Raw genomic sequence first — 19,498 nt, 5'->3', positions numbered from 1 at the left:
CGGGCGCGTGCCGGACCGGGAACGGCCCGGCACGCGCTGCGTCCGTCAGGCCTGGCCGGTGAGCGCGCCCGCCACCGGGCCGAGCGGCGGCGCCCACTCGCGGATGTCGGCGGCGGAGACCACACCCGCGGTCGTGAAGGGGTCCTTGTCCACGATCGCCTGCACCGCGGACTTGTCCTCGGCGCGGAAGATCAGCAGGCCGCCCGGGGCCTCCGCGGGCGCCCAGGCGCCGGCGGCGAGGAGGGACCCGCTGTCGACGAACTCGCGCAGGTAGTCACGGTGGGCGGGCCGAGTGGCGTCCCGCAGCTCGGTGTCGTCGGTGTACGTGTAGATGACGGCGAAGGTCGTGGCCATGCCGCCGATCCTCGCACGCGCCGCGCGCCTGCCAGGACGATCACCGGTCGGCGTCGCCGTGATCCCGGCGAGGGACGGGAACCGCTCCGGCACCGCGGCCGTTGAGCAACCGTGCCCGTTTCGCCCGGTTCGTCCGGAGGGGTGCCGAGCGCCGTCACCGTGGAGAAGGAGAAGTCAGGTGGGCCTGTTCGACAAGCTCAAGGAGCGGTTCGCGCCGTCCGGAACCGCCGGGCCGCAGGCCGGGTACGCGCACGGGGGCCACGGACAGGGCGGATTCGGGCAGGCCGGCTACGGACAGGGCGGCTACGGACAGGGCGGCTACGGACAGGGCGGCTACGGACAGGGCGGCTATGGCGGGCCGGCCCGCGACGCCCAGGACCCGGACGAGGCGGCGGTCGAGCGCTACCGGTACATGCTGCGCACCGCGCCCCCGGAGACGGTGGAGCAGGCGCACGCCGAGGCCTTCGCGAAGCTGACCCCGGAACAGCGGCAGAAGGTGCTCGCCGACCTGGGCAACGAGGTGCCGCCGGCCGAGCGGGCGACCTCGAGCGACCCGCAGGCGCTCGCCCGGATGGCCACCCGCGCCGAGATGCGCAACCCCGGCACCCTGGAGCGGAGCTTCGGCGGCGGCCGGGGCCCGGGCATGGGCGGGATGATCGCGGGCACGTTGCTGGCCAGCGTGGCGGGTGCGTTTATCGGCACCGCCATCGCCGGCGCCCTGTTCGACGACCCCGGTCTCGACGGCGACCTCGCCGCCGGTGCCGAGGAGCCGGTCGACCAGGGCGGGTTCGACGAGGGCTTCGACGGCGGCGACTTCGGCGAGTTCTGACCGGACGGCCCGCGCCCGACCGAGGTCCGCCCAGGACATCCCCGGCACGGCGGACTTCGCGATCAAGGCCGTGGTCGAGCGGCTCGACCTGCCCGAGCGGGAGCCGAAGCGGATCGCGCTCCCGCCGCAGCTCGTGGTGCGGGGCACCACCGCCGTGCCGCACGGGGCGTAGGCGGGGCGGCGATCACGGGCAGGAGGTGCGCGCGCCTCCGCCCGTGATCACGGGTCACCGCCACCATCCCTCGACGGGATGACGCGGGTGCCGGCCCCGGAAGGGCGATGCCGTGAGGAACGCATCCAGCAGGCCGGCTGCCCGCTGCGCGGTGCAACGAGCGACTCCTGCCCCGGATACTGCTTCGTCCCACTCGTCGACCGGACGGGGGACCCCGGAGATCGGCGCGTGCTCCTGATCAGCGGCGGGGCGGGCGGACGACGGTCACGACCCCGGCGTCGAGGTCGACGGCGGTGCGTGGTGGGGCGCCCTCCGCCTCGTCGTCGCGCAGCAGGGACCGGGAGTGCCGTTCCTCCAGCTCGGCGCGCTTCGCCCCGGTGAAGAAGGCGTCCACCTCCTCGAAGCCGCTGCCGGACAACGGGAGCGACTGCGGCCCGGACCGCTCGCGGGTCCGGCGCCAGAACAGCAGGCTGCGGCCGCGGGCCCAGAGCCCGAACCGCTCCAGCGCCACGAGCAGGACCAGCAGGCAGACGAGCCCGGGCAGGGTCAGCGCGAAGAGCACACCGGCGGCCACCCGGCCAGCGTCCCGTCGGCGACCCCGCACGGCAAGGTCGATCGCGGCCAGGATCCGGCCGGAGGCGTTCCCGGCGTGGTCCCCATGGACACGCTCACCCCGTTCCGCATCGGCGTTCCGCAGGCCGTGCTCGACGATCTCGACCGCAGGCTCACCACCGCCCGCTTCCCCCCGACGCGCTCCCCGGCATCGGTTGGGGGCACGGCGTCCCGGTCGACCACGTGCGCGAGCTCGTCGACGTGTGGGTGACCGGCGTCGACCGGCGGGCGGAGGAGCACCGGCTCAACGCGTTCGGTGTGCGCGTGTGGCTGGTCGAGCTGCCGCTGCCATACGCGGACAGCGATCATGGGCGGAAGGGAGCTCGGGGACGGTGGCCTTCACGCGCTTTCACACTCCGTGATCGCGAGCTGAGTGCGAGTGCGGCTGGTGGAACCGCCACTGCCGCACGCAGATGGAGATCAGGGGCGGAGCCGGGGACGCCGGACGCGCCGTGGGGCGGAGAGCGGGTCATCCGGCGCTTCCGCTCCGCCACGGTTGACGATGACGCCATCGTCAACAACCCTCTCGGTGACGACGTCGTCGCGGCCACGGCCGCGCCCCACGGAATGCCGAGGTCCCGACCAGCGTGTTCACCCGACTCCTGATCGCCAACCGCGGCGAGATCGCCGTCCGGATCGCCCGGGCCGCCGCCGATCTCGGCGTGCCGTCCGTCGCGGTGCACACGACCGACGAGCCCGACGCGCCGCACGTCGCGAAGGCCGACGCCGCCGTCGCGCTGCGGGGCGCGGGCGTGGCCGGTTACCTCGACGTCGACGACGTGCTGCGGGCCGCGGAGGAGGCCGGCGCCGACGCGATCCACCCCGGCTACGGGTTCCTCAGCGAGAACCCGCGGTTCGCGCAGGCGTGCGCGGAGCGGGGAGTCCGGTTCGTGGGGCCGTCGCCGGAGATCCTCGCGGCGCTGGGGGACAAGACGCGGGCCCGCGACCTCGCCGAGGCCGCCGGGCTCCCGGTGCTCGCCGCCGCGGACCGGGACGGCGCGCGGGCGCTGCTGGCGGCGACCGGCGCCGTCATGGTGAAGGCGGTCGCCGGCGGTGGCGGCCGCGGGATGCGCCGCGTGACCGATCCCGCGCAGCTCGACGAGGCCCTGGCCCGCTGCGCGTCCGAGGCCGGCGCGGCGTTCGGCGACGACCGCGTCTACGTCGAGGAGCTGCTCACCCCGGCCCGGCACGTGGAGGTGCAGATCCTCGGCGACGGCACCGGTGCGGTCACGCAGCTCGGCGAGCGGGACTGCTCGATCCAGCGCCGGCACCAGAAGATCGTCGAGGTGGCGCCGAGCCCGGGGCTCGACCCCGAGGTGCGGGCGCGGCTGCTCGCGGCGGCGATCCGGCTCGGCGAGTCCGTGCGCTACTCCGGCCTGGGCACGGTGGAGTTCCTCGTCAGCGCCGACCGGATCGTGTTCATCGAGGTCAACCCCCGCCTGCAGGTGGAGCACACGATCACCGAGGAGGTCACCGGCGTCGACCTCGTGCAGACGCAGATCCGGCTGGCGGCCGGCGCCACGCTCGCCGAGCTGGGGCTGACCCAGGAGGAGGCGCCGGAGCCGCGGGGCGCCGCGCTGCAGGCCCGGATCACCCTCGAGCGCACCAACCCCGACGGCACGACCACACCGTCGGCCGGCGTGCTGACCGCCTTCGAGCTGCCCGCCGGGCGCGGGATCCGGGTCGACGCCGCCGGGCACACCGGCTACCGCACGAGCCCCCGGTACGACCCGCTGATCGCCAAGCTCGTGGTGCACTCCGCGGACTTCGGCACCGCCGCGGCCCGGACGCACCGGGCGCTGTCGGAGGTGCACGTCGGCGGCGTCGAGACGAATATCGACGTCCTGGCCGGGATCGTCGGGCACCCCGCCTTCGCCGCCGGCGAGCTGACCACGGACTTCCTCGACACCCACCTCGCCGAGATCCTCGCCGCCACCCGGCCGCACCGGTACGTCGAGACCGCCGCGGACGCCGCCGTGCCCGAGGAGCGCCGCGAGGTCGACGGGGACGCGGTGCGGGCCGAGGCGCCCGGCACCGTCGTGGCCGTCGAGGTCGCCGAGGGCGAGGTCGTGCGGGCCGGCCAGGCACTCGTCGTCGTCGAGTCGATGAAGATGGAGCACGTCGTGGCCGCGCCCGCGGCCGGGCGGGTCGGCGCCGTCGTCGTGGAGGCGGGGGACACCGTGGCGCCCGGCGACGCCCTGCTCGCCTTCACCTCCGACGCGGCGGCGGCCGAGGAGGCGGAGGCCGCGGCCGCCGTCGACCTCGACCACGTCCGCCCGGACCTCGCCGAGGTGCGGGAGCGGCACGCCCTCGGGCTCGACGAGCACCGCGGGGCCGCCGTCGAGAAGCGGCACCGCACGGGGCTGCGGACCGCGCGGGAGAACCTCGCGGACCTGTGCGACGAGGGCAGCTTCATCGAGTACGGGCCGTTGGCCATCGCCGCGCAGCGGCTGCGCCGGTCCCTCGACGACCTCATCGAGCGCACGCCCGCGGACGGCATGCTCGCCGGCACCGCGACGATCAACCGCGACCTCGTCGGCGAGGAGAACGCCAACGCGGTGGTGCTGTCCTACGACTACACCGTGCTCGCCGGCACCCAGGGCCACACCAACCACAAGAAGAAGGACCGCGTCTTCGAGCTCGCCGAGCGGCGGCGCTGGCCGGTGGTGGTCTACGCCGAGGGCGGCGGGGGCCGCCCCGGCGACACCGACGGCAGCTGGGCCTCCATGCTCGACGTCCCGGCCTTCGAGATCTTCGCCAGGCTCTCGGCCCGGGTGCCGCTGGTCGGCGTGGTCGCGGGCCGGTGCTTCGCCGGCAACGCCGCGCTGGCCGGGCTCTGCGACGTGATCATCGCCGTCGAGGGCACGAGCCTCGGCATGGGCGGGCCCGCGATGATCGAGGGCGGCGGCCTGGGCGTGGTCGCGCCCGACGCCGTCGGGCCGATGTCCGTGCAGGTCCCCAACGGCGTGGTCGACGTCCTGGTCCCCGACGAGGCCGAGGCCACCCGCGTCGCCCGGCAGTACCTGTCGTACTTCCAGGGTCCGGTGCGCGAGTGGGAGGCGCCGGACCAGCGCGCGCTGCGGCACGTCGTGCCCGAAAACCGGGTGCGGGTCTACGACATGCGGGCGGCGATCGAGGGCCTGGCCGACGTCGACTCGGTGCTGGAGCTGCGCCGCGGCTTCGCGCCCGGGATGATCACGGCCCTGATCCGCGTCGAGGGCCGGCCGATGGGGCTGATCGCCAACGACCCCACCCACCTCGGCGGCGCGATCGACCACGACGGCGCGGACAAGGCCGCCCGGTTCCTGCAGCTCTGCGACGCCTTCGGGCTGCCCGTGGTCTCGCTGTGCGACACCCCCGGCTTCATGGTCGGCACCGAGTCCGAGACGCACGCGACGGTGCGGCACTTCAGCCGCATGTTCTCCGTCGGCGCCAACCTCTCGGTGCCGGTGGGGCTGGTCGTCACGCGCAAGTGCTACGGCCTCGGCGCGCAGGCGATGATGGGCGGCTCGCTGAAGGCCCCGGCCTTCGCGGTGGCCTGGCCGACGGGCGAGTTCGGCGGGATGGGCCTGGAGGGTGCGGTCCGGCTCGGCTACCGCAAGGAGCTGGAGGCCGTCGCCGACCCTGCCGAGCGCGAGGAGCTGTACCGCAAGTACGTCGCGGCCGAGTACGAGAAGGGCAAGGCGCTGTCGGTGGCCACCGTCTTCGAGATCGACGACGTCATCGACCCGGCCGACACCCGCCGCTGGATCGTCTCCTCGTTCCCGGAGCGCAAGGTCGGGCCGCAGCCCGAGAAGGTGCGGCCGAACATCGACACCTGGTGACCCCGCGGCGCCGGCCCCCACGGTTCCGCGGGCTGCTTGCGCCCGCTCGGTAGCGTGGGCGCGTGACCGACCCGACGCTGGGCGAGCTGACGGTGGGCGTGGAGGGCCTCGCGCTGCTGCGGCTGCTCCACGCCGACGGCACCGACGCGGCCACGGCCCGGGCGATGCGGATGGCGGAGACCCGGGACCTGCTCGGCCGGCTGGAGCGGGACCCGTCGCTGCAGGGACCGCTGGGGGTGGAGCTCGACCTGCGCGAGGGGTACGCGCGGTGGGCACCGACCTACGACGGCCCGCTGCGGCTGTTCTCGATCGAGGAGCCGCCGATGCGGAGCCGGTTCGACGCCTGGCCCGCCGGTGAGGTGCTCGACGCCGCGTGCGGGACCGGGCGCCACGCCGTGCGGCTGGCGGAGCGGGGGCACGTCGTGGTCGGCGTCGACCAGTCGCCGGACATGCTGGAGCGGGCGCGGACGAAGATCCCGGGCGGGCGGTTCCTCGAGGGCACGCTCACGGACCTGCCCCTGCCCGACGCGTCCGTCGACGCCGCGGTGTGCGCGTTGGCCCTGGTCCATGTGCCCGAGCTGGAGCCGGCGGTCGCGGAGCTGGCGCGCGTGGTCCGGCCGGGCGGGCGGATCCTGGTCAGCGACGTCCATCCGTTCCTGGTGCAGCTCGGCTGGCAGGCGCAGTTCCCGAGCGAGACGGGCCGCTCCTACATGCGGCTGCACCGGCACCGGGTCACCGACTACGCCCGGGCCGCGCTGGCGGCGGGGTTGGTCGTGCACGGCGCCGAGGAGCCGGTGCTCACGCCGGAGGCCGCCGTGACCCCGACCGTCGAGCTGGTTCCGGAGGCGACGCGGACCGCGTTCGTGGGCCTGCCCGGCGTGGTGGTGTGGGAGCTCGCCCGGCCCTGAGGCCTACGGCTCCGTGCGCATCCGCCAGGCGTCGACGACCAGCTCGGAGAGCCGCTCCGGACCGACCTTCTCCAGGCGCACCATCACCAGCGGCAGCCCGTCGTAGCTCGGCGTGGTGAAGAACAGGTCCGGCTCCCCCAGCAGCAGCGCCTGCTTCTCCGCCTCGTCGCCGACGTACAGCACGGCGATGTCCGTGCGGAGCACCCGGCGCTGCCCCGGCACCCGCTCCGGGTAGGACCAGACGAACCCGCGCCCGCCCACGCGGAAGTCGAACCCGTCGCTGTCGATCTCCTCGACGCCCGCCAGGGACAGCGCCAGCCGCCGCACGTCCTCCGCGTCAGCCACCGCCCCTCCCGATCACGCCCGGGAGCGTAGCGAGAGGGACCGACAGAGCGGACATGTCGTGGGTGAATGTCGACCGTCACGAGTGACTGCTGCGCGCCCCTCGCCTACCCTGCAGGTGTGACGCCCACCTCGGACGTCGACCGGGCGGCACCGTCGCCGCCGGCGGTCGACAGCAGGACCCGCATCCTGGACGCGGCGGTCGCGTGCCTGGTCGAGGAGGGCTTCAGCGCCGCCACCACGCTGCGGATCCAGGCCAGGGCGGGGATTTCGCGGGGCCGGCTGCTGCACTGGTTCCCGTCCCGTGAGGCGCTGCTGCTCGCGGCCGCCGAGTACCTGGCCGACGAGCGGATCCGGGAGACCGTCGAGCGCATCGACACCCACCTGCCCGCCGACGTCCCGGGGCCGGTCCGGGTCGCGCAGGTCGTCGAGTTCATGTGGCTGACCTTCCACGAGCCGCACTTCTGGGCCGCGATGGAGATCTGGACCGCCGCCCGGACGAACGACCGCATCGCCGCCGCGCTGCTCCCGGCCGAGCGTCGCCTCGGCGGGGTGATCCGGGCCGGGGTGGACCGGATGTGGGGTCCGGAGCTCGCCGGGCACCCCCGCTATCCCCAGCTCCGGGAGATGCTGGTGACCAGCATGCGGGGTGCGGCGCTGACCTACTCGTTCGACCACCGCGACCCCCGGCGCGACCCGCACCTCGCGCACTGGACGGACGTCGCCCGGGTGCTCCTCGAGATCTGACGCTCCGGAAGATCCGGGCGGCAGTCAGGATTGACTGTCGGTCGTCCGTCGTCGTAGCCTCGTCGCGCCGCACCCCGGCAGGTCAACGCCCGACCTGCGGCTCCCGGTCGATCGACCGTGACGGGGTGGCCCACCGAGACGTCGGCACGGGCCTGCAGGCACCAATCAGTCAGAGTTGACCGACGAGCCCCCGGCCGCGGTCTGCACCCTGGAGACGACAATGCAGTCAGACGCCGACGCGGCCCTCCCCGAGGCCGCGCCGCCCCGCCGTTCCGCCCGGGCGTCCGTGGCCGCGGCCCTCTCGACCTCCCTCGAGTGGTACGACTTCTTCATCTACTCCACCGCGGCCGCGCTGGTGTTCAACACGACCTTCTTCGCGACGGACAGTGCGGTGGTCTCCGCGCTGAACTCGTTCGCCACCGTGGCGGTCGGCTTCATCGCCCGCCCCATCGGCGGCATCGTCGCAGGTCAGCTCGGCGACAAGTACGGGCGCAAGCCGGTGCTGGTGGGTGCGGTCGTCCTGATGGCCGTCGCCACCTCCCTGATCGGGTTCGTGCCGTCCACCCAGGCCGTGTGGCTCGCGCCGACCATCCTCGTGACGCTGCGGATCTGCCAGGGCCTGGCCGTCGGGGCACAGTGGGGCGGCGCGGTCCTGGTCGCGACCGAGAACGCGCCCGCGCACCTGCGCGGCTACTACGGCAGCTTCGCCCAGCTCGGCGTGCCGATCGGCGTCGTGCTCGGCAACGTCGCGTTCCTGCTCGCCACCGCCTTCGCGTCCCCCGAGGCGTTCGTCACCTGGGTGTGGCGGATCCCGTTCTGGATCAGCCTGGTCATGCTGCCGATCGCCTTCGCCATCCACCGCTACCTGGAGGAGACGCCGGAGTTCCAGGCGGCCGCCGCGAAGGCGGCGACGCAGCCCCAGGTGCGCCGCTCGCCGTTCTTCGAGGTCCTGCGCCGGAACCCGGGCGCGATCCTGACCGCGGCCGGCGCGAACACCGTCGGCATCGTGTTCTTCTACGCCACGATCACCGGCTCGGTGCAGCTCGTCACGACCTACCTCGGCGTGGCCCGGTCCACCGTGCTGACGTGGATCCTGATCGCCTGCGTGGTGATGATCCCGCTCGTGCCGTTCTTCGGCTGGTTGTCGGACCGGATCGGCCGCAAGCTCGTCTTCGGCCTCGGCTCGGCCGCGATGCTGGTGTGGGCCGTGCCGATGTGGCTGCTGATCGCCGCGTCGGGGCCCGACCGGATCTGGCCGTTCGCGGTGGCCGTGCTGGGCGCCGTCGTCGCGATGGCGCTGCAGACGGGCACCCAGGGCACGCTGTTCGCGGAGCTGTTCCCCCCGGAGATCCGCTTCTCCGGGGCCTCGCTCGGCTACCAGATCTCCGCGATCGTGGGCGGGTTCGCCCCGTTCGTCACCGTCGCGCTGATCAACGGCGATCCGGGCAACGCCTGGCGGGTCGGCGTGCTGATCGTCGTGCTCGCCGCCGCCGCGCTGCTGTGCCTGCAGCTCATCAGCCGCCGCCGCTACCACTCCACCGCCGCCCCGGCCGCCGCCACCGGCACCGAGGCGACCGCGGCCCGCTGACGCCGGAGACCCCCGTGCAGACACCCACCTCGGACACACCCTTCCCCGACGCGATCGCGCAGACCGACCCCGGGCGCCCGGCGTACGTCATGGCCGCCAACGGTCAAGTCGTGACCTACGGCGAGCTGGTCGACTCGTCCCGGGCGATCGCCGCCCTGCTCCGGTCGCGCGGACTGCGGCACGGTGACTGCGTCGCGATCCTGATGGCGAACACCGCGGACTACCTGCCGGTGGCCTGGGCGGCGCAGCGGAGCGGCCTGCGGTACGTCGGGCTGCCGGTCCGGCTCGAGCCCGCGGAGGCGGCCTACATCCTCCGCGACTCCGGGGCCCGCGCGATCGTCGTCAGCCCGGCGTACACCGAGCGGGCGGCGTCGGCCCTGCGCGAGGCGCCCGAGGTCGGGCTCCGGCTCACCACGGGTTCCGCGGAGGCGGGGTTCGAGGAGCTGGCGTCGGCGGTCGCCGCCGCCCCACCGGTCGTCCTCGAGGAACGGGAGGGTGTCGACCTGCTCTACTCCTCGGGCACGACGGGGCGGCCGAAGGGTGTCGCCGCGGCCCTGCCGCTGGCCCCGCTGGGCACCCCTCCGGGTGTCGCCACCCTGCTGCACGACCGTTGGGGCCTCGACGAGGAGGCGGTCTACCTCTCGCCGGCCCCGCTCTACCACGCCGCGCCGCTGCGGTTCTGCATGACGGTGCACCGCTACGGCGGCACGGTCGTGATCATGGAGAAGTTCGACGCCGCGGCCGCGCTCGAGCTCGTGGAGCGACACCGGGTGACCCACACCCAGATGGTGCCGACGATGCTGATCCGGATGCTCAAGCTGCCGCCCGAGATCCGGGCGGCGCGCGACCTGTCGTCGCTGCAGGTCGTCGTGCACGCGGCGGCCCCGTGTCCGGCCGGGGTCAAGCGGGCGCTGATCGACTGGCTCGGGCCGATCGTGCACGAGTACTACTCGTCGACCGAGAACTACCTGTTCACCGCGATCGACTCCGAGGAGTGGCTCACGCACCCGGGATCCGTCGGACGTGCGCTGGTCGGGCGGCCGCACGTCCTCGACGACGACGGGACGGAACTGCCGCCCGGCGAGGTCGGCACGATCTGGTCCGAGGGCGGGCTGGAGTTCGAGTACCTCAACGACCCGGTCAAGACCGCGGGCTCGCGCAACGACCGGGGCTGGACCACGGTCGGCGACCTCGGCCACGTCGACCGGGACGGCCACCTCTTCCTGGCCGACCGCCGGTCCGACCTGGTGCTGTCCGGCGGCGTGAACATCTACCCGCAGGAGGCGGAGAACGTCCTGGTCGGTCACCCGGACGTCGCCGACGCCGCCGTGTTCGGCATCCCGCACGACGAGCTGGGGGAGGTCGTCCACGCCGTCGTCCAGGTGCAGCCGGGGCGGGTTCCCGGTCCGGAGCTCGCCGAGCAGCTGCTCGCCTGGTGCCGGCAGCACCTCTCGACGTACAAGTGCCCGCGTGCCCTGGACTTCGCCGACCGGCTCCCGCGCCAGGCCACGGGCAAGCTGTTCAAGCGCGAGCTGAAGGAGCGCTACGCCGCCCGACCGGCGGGCTGACGGGCCGACCTCACTCCATCAGCGGCCGCAGGACGCGGTGCGCCCACTCGCCCAGGGTGGTGGGGGTGGTGGTGAGCGCGGTACGGGGCGGGTCGGGCCGGAGGTCCCGCGTCCCGGCCGTCATGCCGACGATCCCCTCGACCGCACCCTCGCCGAGGCCGGCACCGCGGAGGGCGGTGCGCACGTCGTCGTCGGAGAGGCGGTGGTAGGTGACGGGCCGGCCGAGGACCTCGGTGAGAACGCCCGCGACCTGCGAGTACGTGAGGTCCTCGGGGCCGTGCACGCCCTGCACGACCCGGCCCGACCAGTTCCGCGCCAGCAGTCGCGCCGCGGCGACCTCCCCGATGTCGCGCGGGTCCACCCACGCCATCGGCTCCTCCCGGTCGCGGGCGGCGGCGAGGACGCCCTGCCGCAGCCCGTCGACGTCGGCGAGGAGGTTGGTGAAGAAGTAGCCGCAGCGCAGGTGGGTCACCGTGGCGCCGGTCGCGTCGAGCATCTCCTCGATGCGGCCGAGCCCGTCGATGTGGCCGGCGCCGGTCCGCAGCTCGGCGCCGCCGCTGCTGAGGAACACGTTCCGGCCGACCTCGCTCGCCGCGGCCGCGAACACCTCGCCGAGCGCGGCGGACTCCTTCACCGGGTCGTCCGCGGTGTGCGGGGTGACGTCGAGCCAGAACGCGGCCTCGGCCCCCGCCGCGGCCTCCCGGACGAACGCGGGGTCGGTGAGGTCCCCCTGGCGGACGTCGGCGGCGGCGCGGACGGCCGGGTCGAGCCGTCCCGGGTCGCGGACCAGCAGGGTCGGCCGGGCCCCGGCCTGCAGCAGGAGCTGCACGACCCGGCTCCCGACGTGACCGGTGGGGGCGGTGACGACGATCCGTTCGCTCATCACCTCTGCCTACGGCCCAACCATGACAGGAGCGGTCAGGGACGCCCACCGGATACGTCCGTCACCGCGTTCTGTGTACGTAGTTCTCCCCGGTGCGCGGGACCCGTCCGGACGCGCACAGTTCCTCCATGACGATCCGCCTGGTCACCGGGACGGCCGGGCTCGACGGAACCGCCCCGGACATCCCGCCGCACGACCGGTCCCGCTTCCGGGCCGCGGCCCACCACGCGCGCCGGCTCTACCCCGGCTGCGTCGGCGAGCTCCTCCATCGCGAGCTGGTCGCCTACGCCGACTTCGGGCACCGCTTCGACCGCGAGGCGCTCGTACCGCGCCTCGCCGACGAGCTCCTCGCCAGGCCGGTCCACCCGGTCGACGGGCATCAGCCGGGGGCGTAGGCGCTCCAGTCCGGCATCCCGGTGCCGTGGAGGGAGGCCTCGAGCCGGTCGAGGTACCAGTTCCAGCCCGCCTCGACGTCCGCCGGGTCGAGCCCCGGGACCAGCCGCTGGGTGAAGACCAGGTCCGTGCCCCCGCCGGCCGGGGCGAGGTCGACCTCGATGAGCCACGCCTGCCCCTCGGGCCCGTCGGGGACCTCGACGGCGAGCCGGTGCGGCGCCGCGCACTCGTGGATCGTCACGGTGACCGGTTCGGCCACGGCCCCGCCCGCGTCGACCTCGCCGGTCACGGTGAGCTCCACGGTGCCGCCGGGGCGGCCGGTGCCGGTGTAGGAGCCGAACCAGCGGGCCAGCCGGGCGGGGTCGGTGAACGCCGCCCAGACCTCCTCGACCGGGTCGGGATACGGCGCAGGGTCAGGGTGCGGCGGTCGCCGGGGTCAGGCAGTGCCACGGTGCTCTCCCGTCGGGTCGGCGGCGCGCCGGGCGCGACGGCCGCGGTGGAGTTCGGTGTCGAGGGCGTCGAGCCGCGCGGCGGGCCCGACCGGCGCGGCGTCGTCGGCCAGCGGGCGGAACCGGCCCAGCCAGTCGTCCAGCTCGGCGAGCCCGGCGAGGCGGAGCGTGTAGACGCGGTGCTGGCCCCGCACCGCGGACTCGACGAGCCCCGACTCCCGCAGGACCCGCAGGTGCCGGCTCACGGCCGGGCGGGTGATCGGGAACCGGGCGGCGATGTCGCCCGCCGTGGCCGGGCCCTCGGCGAGGAGCTCGACGACCTGCCGGCGCAGGGGGTCGGCCAGCACCGCGAACGCGTCCACGACCCATATGTAACCGCAGACGTACTTAACCGGCAAGTGCACACATCGGGTCGCGGTTTCGGCCGCCGCCGGGTGGGGATGCCGAGCGTGACCATCCCGGCGTCCAGGGAGGACCCGTGCCGAACCCCGACACCGACCCGCGCGACGACGAGGCGGCCGAGCCCGTCGACGCGCCGACCCGCGACGTCGACCCGGGCACCGCCCGCCCGACCGACGACGGCCGCGACGACCGCACCGACGCCGAGCGGGAGGCCACCGAGTTCGGCGGGGAGTGAGGCCGGGCCGAGGGCGGTCCGGGGCCGCGTCAGGGACGGATCAGCGCGCCTCGTGCGGGTGGACCGCGACGATCGAGCCGTCCGGGCGGGCCTCCAGGTAGCCGGTCTCGCCGTACTCGTTCGACGCGTAGACGGCGATCCGCGGGCCGGTGCCCTCGTCGTCGATGATCAGGTAGCGGCTGGTCGGGTCGGGCACCTTCAGGCTCTCCGGCGCCCCGGCCACGAGCCCGAGCGCGGTCGCCGCGTCGATCGTCGCGAGGTCGACGACCGGCTGGTCCGCGTCCCGCGTGCCGGCGGGGCTGGGGCCGTCGAGGCCGCCGCGGTAGGTGTAGGACTGCGCGCGGCCCGGCGATCCCTCGACCGGCACGGTCAGCACGGCGTAGTCCGGGTAGATCGTCGCGTCGGCGACGACCGCGGTGCCCAGCCGGGAGCGGAGGTCGTCGACGAGGCGGCCGAAGCCCTCCGGGGTGTGCAGCCCGGCCGGGGTGACGACGACCGGGGCGACCTGGCGGCCCGCCGCGACGCTCTCCCCGGCCGCGACCGTGGCCGGGGCGCTGGACCGGGCCACGGCGTGCCCGACCCCGAACCCGACCCCGAGCAGCGCCAGCGCGACCAGCACGCCGGCCCAGCGCGTCCCGCGGGAGCGCTGCGGCCGGTCCGGGGGCAGCAGCGCGATCGGGCGCTCGAGCTGCAGGTCCGCGACCAGCGCCTTCAGCTCGCCGAGGGTGGTGGCCCGCAGCGCGGTGGCCGTGCGCTCGCGGTGCTCGGCCCCGTCCATCTGCCCCTCCGCGTACGCGGCGTCGAGGGCGTTGCACAGCGCGTTCCGGTCCGCGTCGCGGGCCCGGGTGCGGAGGGAGGACACGGCCGAGATCGTAGGACCGGGGTCACACCACACCGGACGGGGCCCGCCGGTCGGTGCTGGTCAGGGCCGGTCTGGTCGGCTCCGGTCGGTGCCGATCAGGGCAGCTCGTAGGGGTCCTGCGGGGCGGCGACGGGCCGGACCTCCAGCGCGGTGATCCGCGCGGTGTGCGTGCCGTCGCCCGGGGCGTAGGTGCCCGTGACCTGCTGCCAGGAGTTGCGCGCGGGCACCCGCTCCGCCGGGGCGCCGGCCGTCTCGACGAGGTAGCTGCGGGCGTCGGCGGCGCAGCAGCTGATCACCATCCGGCTCAGGTACCAGCCGCCCTCCTCGCGCGGTGTCACGAAGCCGGTGAGCACGACGGTATGGCCGGTCAGCGTCCGGCCGTCGCCCCACGCGGCGCGCTCCGCGTAGTCGTGCAGCTCGACCGGGACCGGGCCGGGCCCCGAGAGGGCCTCGGTGGCCACCGTCGCCGGGCGCGGCACCTCGGCACCGGCGCGGTCCGCGGCGAAGGCGCCCAGCGCGGGCGGCGGCACGAGCAGCACGAGGAACACGGGCAGCACCAGCAGCCAGCCGACGCCCGGGACCCGGGAGTGGTCGTGCCCCTCGGTCTGCTCGTCGGCGCGGAGCCGCTCGAGCGTCTCGCGGTCCGCGGCGAGCGGGCCGCGGGTGTGCACCCGTGCCCGGGCCAGCCGCGCGGCCCCCGCGGACTCCTCGGGGTCCGCGCGCAGGCCGGCGACAACCCCCCACACGCCGGCGGCCATCAGCAGCCCGCCCGCGATCGCGAGCAGCGGCCCGTGCCCGGGGCGGACGTAGTCGACGTAGTTGCCGAAGACGACCAGCTGCACCGCCACCGCGCCGAGCACGAACAGCAGGATCGGTGCGACGAGCCGGTTCACAGCAGGACCCCGCCGACGACCGCGCTCACCACGACCGCCACCACGAACGTCGCGGGCGCGAAGCGCTGGGCGAAGCGGCGGCCGAAGGTGCCCGCCTGCATCGCCACCAGCTTGAGGTCGACCACCGGCCCGACGACGAGGAACGCGAGCTTCGCGGTCAGGGAGAACCCGGACAGCCCGGCGACCACGAAGGCGTCGGCCTCCGAGCACACGCACAGCACCACGGCGAGCAGGGCCAGCACCAGCAGCGAGACGACGGGGACCCCGCCGATCCCCGTGGTCCAGGCCGGGTCGACGACGACGTTGAGGGTCGCGGCGGCCAGCGCGCCGACCGCGAGGAAGCCGCCGGCGTGCAGGAAGTCGTGCTGCAGGGTGGTGCGGAAGCGCTCACCGCGGGTGCCGCCCTCGCGGTGCGCGGGCCGCGGGGGGCGCAGCCACTCCGGCCGGCCCAGCGCCGACCACAGCCACCCCATCACCAGCGCCACCGCGAGGGAGCCGACGGCCCGCGCCACGACCATCTCCGGGTTCTGCGGGAAGGCGACGGCCGTCGCCACCAGGACGATCGGGTTGATCGCGGGGGCCGAGAGCAGGAAGGCCAGGGCGGCCGGCGCGGCCACACCGCCGGCCATCATCCGCCCCGCCACCGGGACGGACGCGCACTCGCACCCGGGCAGCACGCCGCCGGCGACCCCGGCGACCGGCACCGCGGCGGCCGGTCGACGGGGCAGCACGCGAGCGAGCGCGCCCTCCGGGACGAAGGCCGAGATCGCCGCCGACAGCACCACGCCCAGCACCAGGAACGGCACCGCCTGCAGCACGATCGCCACGAACACCGTCGACCAGGTCTGCACGGCCTCGTTCGTGCCGAGGACGAGCTCGAAGGCGTACCGCCCGACCAGCGCCGCCGCCGTCACGCCGAGCAGGACGATCGGCACCACCGGCAGGGGCGGCGGCTGCCGCACCCGGTCGTGGTGCCCGGCGGGGTGTCCGCCGTCGGCTCGGGTCTCCGTCACGCGCTCCCCTTCCGTGGGCCCTCTGCTTGTCGGGCCGCGGCGGGAGCCGTTACGGATCGAGGTTCACGTCACCGGATCCGCTCGAGCAGGTCGACCGCGACCGTCCCCTGCGGACGCCCCGCGACCAGCAGCGTCCGTCCCCGCACCTCCACCACCGTCGGGGTGGTGCCGACGCGGGCCCGGTAGCGGCCGTCGGGCGGCAACGCCACGCCGTCGGGGACTGTTGGCCGGGCCCCGTCGGCCCGGGCGAGCACCCGGTGCGGGCGGCCGAGGACGTTCCGCGCCCCGAGGAGGTCCCCCGCCGCGACGAGCGCGCGGACGCGGGTGGACGAGCAGCCGGGCAGCAGCGGCACGCCGTGCGCGGTGAAGTCGTGCCGGGCGCCGAGCCGGCGGAGCAGCCGGACGTCGCCGGCCCCGCGGTGCCCGAAGCGGAAGTTCTCCCCGACGACGACGTCGGTGGCGCGCAGGGCGCGGACCAGCACGTCCCGCACGAAGTCGACGGCCGGGGTGCGGGCGACCTCGCCGTCGAACGGCAGCACGAGGACGGCGTCCGCGCCGTGCGCGCGGGCCAGCTCGGCGCGCCGCTCCAGGGTGACGACCGGGGTGGTGTCGCGGGCGGGCCCCGCCACGGTCGCCGGGTGCGGGTCGAAGGTGGTGAGCACGACCGGGAGCCCGCGCCGTCGGCCCAGCTCGACGGCCCGGTCGAGCAGCCGCGCGTGGCCGCGGTGCAGCCCGTCGAACACCCCGAGGGTGACCACGGACCGGCCCCACCACCAGGGGACCTCGTCGAGGCCGTGCCAGTACCCGCCGGACGCGGCGTCGGACTCGGTCCCGGACTCGGTCCCGGACGGGGGTCGTTCGAGCGTGACCGTCATGGCGGTCTCCCTGTCGGACGGCGGTCCCGCCCGGCCCCGGGCACGCGGGGCCGGACGGACACCGGTTCGGACGGACCTCAGGCGGGCTCGAGGACGAAGTCGTAGACCGTCGTCCAGCTGCCGTCGGACTGCTGCCGGGGGTCGAGGACGAGCTCGTCCTTGGTCGCGGAGGCGACGTCGGAGTCGAGCCACTCACCACCGGCGAAGTAGAGCTGGGTGGTGATCTGGCGGTGCCCGTCGGCCCGCACCATCAGGTGCAGGTGCGCGGGCCGCCACGGGTGCCAGCCGGCGGCGGCGATCATCGCGCCGGTCGGGCCGTCCGTGGGTATCCGGTACGGCGCGGGCTTGATCGTGGTGATCGCGAAGCGGCCCTCGTCGTCCGTGACGATCACGCCGCGCAGGTTGCCGTCGGGCAGGTGCGGGGCGAACCCGGAGTAGTAACCGTCCGCATCGGCCTGCCAGAAGTCGACCTCCGCACCGGCCAGCGGGCGGCCGTCGAGGTCACGGACCTGGCCGGAGAGGACGAGCGCCTCGCCCTTCTCGTCCGGGCGCATCGGCAGGGTCGCGACCGGGCCGAGCCGCTGCTGGCCGGGCAGGTAGTACGGGCCCTCGATGGTCCCGGAGCTGCCGTGCCCGGTCTTCGCGGCGACCTTCTCGACCTCGTGCTCCACGAACACGTCGAGGAACAGCGGCCACTCGCCGCCCTCGCCGACGTCCATCAGCCAGCGCTTCACGGCCTGGAACTCGGGGTAGGTCACCTCCTCCTCGCGGATGACCTGGTGGATCGCCTCCAGGGTGCGGCGGACGAGCCGGTCGGCGCGCTCCGTGGAGGTGGCCGCCGATCCGCGGCGCTCGCTGCTGGCGCGGAAGGCCTCCGAGGCGTTGGCGCCCGAGCCGGCGGCGGTGGGGGACGGTTGCGTTGCCGGATCAGATGTCGTGGTCATCGTGGTCAGCTCCGGTGGCGCAGGAAGGAGACGTCGTCGTTGCCGATGAGGTCGGGCACGGTCCAGCCGTCGAGGTCGTACTCGGCCAGGCACTGCTCGGCCAGGCCCTTCATGTGCGCGGTGGTGCCCTGGGCCTCGGCGGCGAAGAGCAGCTCGGCCTTCACGTTCTCGTGGTTGCCGGAGTAGTTGCGCTCGTACAGCTCGTGGCGGCCGCCGAACTCCGAGCCGACCGCGTCCCACAGCGCCTTCATGACCTTGACCCGGTCGACGGCCTCGTAGCCGCCTGAACCGCGGACGTACTTGTCCAGGTACGGCCGGACCTCGGGGGTCTTGAAGTCGATGGAGTGGGAGTTGAGGTAGATCAGGCCGGACGCGACGTCGGACTCGATGATCTCCTTGATCCGCGGGTACGCCTGGATCATCAGCATCCGGTAGGTCAGGCCGTAGTCCAGCTTGGGGAGCAGCGTTCCGTTGGTCCACTCGTCGGGGTTGCGGGCCATGGCGTCGGCGAGCGCGAAGAACGTGTTGCGCCAGCCCACCACCTCGCCGACGCGGGTCTGCACCCCGCGGAAGTCCTTGCTGCCGGTGATCTCCAGGGCCTTGAGCAGCAGACCCGCGATGAAATCGATCTTCGTGGCGAGCCGGATGCAGCCGTGGAACGTGAAGCGCGGGATGAACCCGGAGACCGGGAAGAAGCCGTTGATCTTCTCGATGTCGCCGTAGAGGAAGACGTTCTCCCACGGCACCAGGACCTTGTCGAACACGAAGATCGTGTCGTTCTCGTCCATGCGCGAGGAGAGCGGGTAGTCGAACGGGCTGCCCATCACCGCGGCCTGCTGGGTGTAGGAGGTGCGGCAGATCAGCTTGATGCCCGGCGCGTCCATCGGCACCGTGCAGATGAGCGCGAACTCCTTCTTCTTGATCGGCAGCCCGTAGTGCGCGATGAAGTTGTAGTTCGTGATGGCCGAGCCGGTGGCGACGACCTTCGCGCCGGACACGATCAGGCCGGCGTCGGTCTCGCGCTCCACCTTCATGAACACGTCGCCGACCTCGTCCGGCGGGAGGTTCCGGTCCACCGGCGGGTTGATGATGGCGTGGTTCCAGTACAGGACCTTCTCCTGCGACTCCTGGTACCAGCGCCGCGCGTTGTCCTCGAACGGCGCGTAGAACTCGCTGTTCGCGCCCAGCGTGCCGAGGAAGCTCGCCTTGTAGTCGGGGGAGCGGCCCATCCAGCCGTAGGTCATCCGGGACCAGGTCTCGATGGCGCGGCGGTCGGCCAGCAGGTCGTCGACCGAGTGCGGGGAGCGGAAGAACGGGTGGGTGACGCCACCGTTGCCGGTGTCGGTCGGCACCGTCAGCTTGTCGCGGGTGGCCGGGTCGTGCAGGGCGTCGTAGAGCCGCGCGGTCATGCGGACCGGGTTGCGGAAGGCGGGGTGGGTGGTCACGTCCTTCACGCGCTCGCCGTAGACCCACACCTCCCGGCCGTCCTGGATGGACGAGATGTACTCGTCACCGGTCATGGGAGCGGTCGCGGTGGGCGCCGCGGCGTCGAAGGCGGTGCGGTCCTGCTGGAGCGTCATGGATCTGGCCCTTCTTCTGCGGTGA

The 19,498-nt window shown here is 74.4% G+C and carries 19 protein-coding genes and 1 pseudogene; 8 read left to right on the top strand and 12 right to left on the bottom strand.

Annotation, left to right across the window (positions count from 1 at the left end):
• Positions 1-45: 45 nt before the first annotated feature.
• The gene (locus ACQP04_RS34195; protein WP_433504570.1) at positions 46-354 is read right to left on the bottom strand and encodes a YciI family protein; all 309 of its coding nucleotides are present in this window, start codon (positions 352-354) and stop codon (positions 46-48) included.
• A 178-nt stretch (positions 355-532) separates the two neighbouring features.
• Between ACQP04_RS34195 and ACQP04_RS34190 the strand changes: the two genes are divergently transcribed.
• The gene (locus ACQP04_RS34190; RefSeq protein ID WP_433504569.1) at positions 533-1,183 is read left to right on the top strand and encodes a hypothetical protein; all 651 of its coding nucleotides are present in this window, start codon (positions 533-535) and stop codon (positions 1,181-1,183) included.
• 410 nt (positions 1,184-1,593) lie between these two features.
• On the opposite strand, the gene ACQP04_RS34185 is transcribed toward ACQP04_RS34190, so the two are convergent.
• Positions 1,594-1,929, bottom strand: a complete 336-nt coding sequence (locus ACQP04_RS34185; protein ID WP_433504568.1) for a DUF6191 domain-containing protein — start codon at positions 1,927-1,929, stop codon at positions 1,594-1,596.
• Between the two features lie 625 nt (positions 1,930-2,554).
• On the opposite strand from ACQP04_RS34185, the gene ACQP04_RS34180 reads away from it, so the two are divergent.
• Both ACQP04_RS34180 and ACQP04_RS34175 read left to right on the top strand, forming a co-directional pair.
• Positions 2,555-5,791 carry a carboxyl transferase domain-containing protein gene (locus ACQP04_RS34180; protein WP_433504567.1) on the top strand — a complete coding sequence of 1,079 codons (3,237 nt, stop codon included), beginning with the start codon at positions 2,555-2,557 and terminating at the stop codon, positions 5,789-5,791.
• 62 nt (positions 5,792-5,853) lie between these two features.
• The gene (locus ACQP04_RS34175; protein WP_433504566.1) at positions 5,854-6,699 is read left to right on the top strand and encodes a class I SAM-dependent methyltransferase; all 846 of its coding nucleotides are present in this window, start codon (positions 5,854-5,856) and stop codon (positions 6,697-6,699) included.
• A 3-nt stretch (positions 6,700-6,702) separates the two neighbouring features.
• Here the strand turns inward: ACQP04_RS34175 and ACQP04_RS34170 are convergent, their stop codons facing one another.
• The gene (locus ACQP04_RS34170) at positions 6,703-7,044 is read right to left on the bottom strand and encodes an MmcQ/YjbR family DNA-binding protein (protein ID WP_433504565.1); all 342 of its coding nucleotides are present in this window, start codon (positions 7,042-7,044) and stop codon (positions 6,703-6,705) included.
• 117 nt (positions 7,045-7,161) lie between these two features.
• On the opposite strand from ACQP04_RS34170, the gene ACQP04_RS34165 reads away from it, so the two are divergent.
• The 3 genes from ACQP04_RS34165 (at position 7,162) to ACQP04_RS34155 (ending at position 10,944) form a co-directional block, all read left to right on the top strand.
• A complete protein-coding gene (locus tag ACQP04_RS34165; protein ID WP_433504564.1) occupies positions 7,162-7,788 on the top strand; it encodes a TetR/AcrR family transcriptional regulator in 627 nt (208 codons plus the stop codon).
• Positions 7,789-8,008: 220 nt separating this feature from the next.
• Positions 8,009-9,376, top strand: a complete 1,368-nt coding sequence (locus ACQP04_RS34160; protein ID WP_433504563.1) for an MFS transporter — start codon at positions 8,009-8,011, stop codon at positions 9,374-9,376.
• A gap of 14 nt (positions 9,377-9,390) precedes the next feature.
• Positions 9,391-10,944 (top strand): AMP-binding protein, encoded by a 1,554-nt coding sequence (locus tag ACQP04_RS34155; protein WP_433504562.1) that lies wholly within the window; start codon positions 9,391-9,393, stop codon positions 10,942-10,944.
• 10 nt (positions 10,945-10,954) lie between these two features.
• Here the strand turns inward: ACQP04_RS34155 and ACQP04_RS34150 are convergent, their stop codons facing one another.
• Positions 10,955-11,827 carry an NmrA family NAD(P)-binding protein gene (locus tag ACQP04_RS34150; protein WP_433504561.1) on the bottom strand — a complete coding sequence of 291 codons (873 nt, stop codon included), beginning with the start codon at positions 11,825-11,827 and terminating at the stop codon, positions 10,955-10,957.
• A gap of 128 nt (positions 11,828-11,955) precedes the next feature.
• On the opposite strand from ACQP04_RS34150, the gene ACQP04_RS34145 reads away from it, so the two are divergent.
• The gene (locus ACQP04_RS34145; protein WP_433504560.1) at positions 11,956-12,222 is read left to right on the top strand and encodes a hypothetical protein; all 267 of its coding nucleotides are present in this window, start codon (positions 11,956-11,958) and stop codon (positions 12,220-12,222) included.
• Here ACQP04_RS34145 and ACQP04_RS34140 read toward each other — a convergent pair.
• Positions 12,207-12,602 (bottom strand): annotated as a pseudogene (locus ACQP04_RS34140) (SRPBCC domain-containing protein); the annotation flags it as partial. The gene ACQP04_RS34145 and the pseudogene ACQP04_RS34140 overlap by 16 nt on opposite strands.
• 54 nt (positions 12,603-12,656) lie before the next feature.
• Positions 12,657-13,031: an ArsR/SmtB family transcription factor gene (locus tag ACQP04_RS34135; protein WP_433504559.1), complete on the bottom strand. Its 375-nt coding sequence runs from the start codon at positions 13,029-13,031 to the stop codon at positions 12,657-12,659.
• 116 nt (positions 13,032-13,147) lie between these two features.
• Between ACQP04_RS34135 and ACQP04_RS34130 the strand changes: the two genes are divergently transcribed.
• Positions 13,148-13,306 carry a hypothetical protein gene (locus ACQP04_RS34130; RefSeq protein WP_156067558.1) on the top strand — a complete coding sequence of 53 codons (159 nt, stop codon included), beginning with the start codon at positions 13,148-13,150 and terminating at the stop codon, positions 13,304-13,306.
• A gap of 40 nt (positions 13,307-13,346) precedes the next feature.
• On the opposite strand, the gene ACQP04_RS34125 is transcribed toward ACQP04_RS34130, so the two are convergent.
• The 6 genes from ACQP04_RS34125 to ACQP04_RS34100 form a co-directional block, all read right to left on the bottom strand.
• Positions 13,347-14,168, bottom strand: coding sequence for a DUF1707 SHOCT-like domain-containing protein (locus tag ACQP04_RS34125; RefSeq protein ID WP_433504558.1), 822 nt, complete (start codon positions 14,166-14,168; stop codon positions 13,347-13,349).
• 95 nt (positions 14,169-14,263) lie between these two features.
• Entirely contained in the window at positions 14,264-15,061 is a 798-nt protein-coding gene (locus tag ACQP04_RS34120) for a TIGR03943 family putative permease subunit (protein ID WP_433504557.1), read from the bottom strand.
• Positions 15,058-16,023: a permease gene (locus tag ACQP04_RS34115; RefSeq protein ID WP_433508489.1), complete on the bottom strand. Its 966-nt coding sequence runs from the start codon at positions 16,021-16,023 to the stop codon at positions 15,058-15,060. The genes ACQP04_RS34120 and ACQP04_RS34115 overlap by 4 nt, the downstream gene beginning before the upstream one ends.
• Before the next feature lie 119 nt (positions 16,024-16,142).
• Positions 16,143-16,949, bottom strand: coding sequence for an adenylyltransferase/cytidyltransferase family protein (locus ACQP04_RS34110; RefSeq protein ID WP_433504556.1), 807 nt, complete (start codon positions 16,947-16,949; stop codon positions 16,143-16,145).
• Positions 16,950-17,026: 77 nt separating this feature from the next.
• Positions 17,027-17,893 (bottom strand): catechol 1,2-dioxygenase, encoded by an 867-nt coding sequence (catA, locus tag ACQP04_RS34105; protein ID WP_433504555.1) that lies wholly within the window; start codon positions 17,891-17,893, stop codon positions 17,027-17,029.
• Positions 17,894-17,898: 5 nt separating this feature from the next.
• Positions 17,899-19,473 carry a 4-hydroxyphenylacetate 3-hydroxylase family protein gene (locus ACQP04_RS34100; RefSeq protein ID WP_433504554.1) on the bottom strand — a complete coding sequence of 525 codons (1,575 nt, stop codon included), beginning with the start codon at positions 19,471-19,473 and terminating at the stop codon, positions 17,899-17,901.
• Positions 19,474-19,498 lie beyond the last annotated feature (25 nt).

This window comes from Pseudonocardia halophobica (assembly GCF_050948485.1).
GTDB classification, from domain to species: domain Bacteria; phylum Actinomycetota; class Actinomycetes; order Mycobacteriales; family Pseudonocardiaceae; genus Pseudonocardia; species Pseudonocardia halophobica.
The sequence above is the reverse complement of the archived record's forward strand: the minus strand, read 5'-3'. Positions and strand labels throughout refer to the sequence as shown.

Bases quoted from the DNA above. Each gene is read 5' to 3' on its own strand.
- catA (WP_433504555.1), bottom strand. From the start codon at position 17,893: ATGACCACGACATCTGATCCGGCAACGCAACCGTCCCCCACCGCCGCC.
- ACQP04_RS34145 (WP_433504560.1), top strand. From the start codon at position 11,956: ATGACGATCCGCCTGGTCACCGGGACGGCCGGGCTCGACGGAACCGCC.
- ACQP04_RS34110 (WP_433504556.1), bottom strand. From the start codon at position 16,949: ATGACGGTCACGCTCGAACGACCCCCGTCCGGGACCGAGTCCGGGACC.
- ACQP04_RS34195 (WP_433504570.1), bottom strand. From the start codon at position 354: ATGGCCACGACCTTCGCCGTCATCTACACGTACACCGACGACACCGAG.
- ACQP04_RS34100 (WP_433504554.1), bottom strand. From the start codon at position 19,473: ATGACGCTCCAGCAGGACCGCACCGCCTTCGACGCCGCGGCGCCCACC.
- ACQP04_RS34160 (WP_433504563.1), top strand. From the start codon at position 8,009: ATGCAGTCAGACGCCGACGCGGCCCTCCCCGAGGCCGCGCCGCCCCGC.
- ACQP04_RS34150 (WP_433504561.1), bottom strand. From the start codon at position 11,827: ATGAGCGAACGGATCGTCGTCACCGCCCCCACCGGTCACGTCGGGAGC.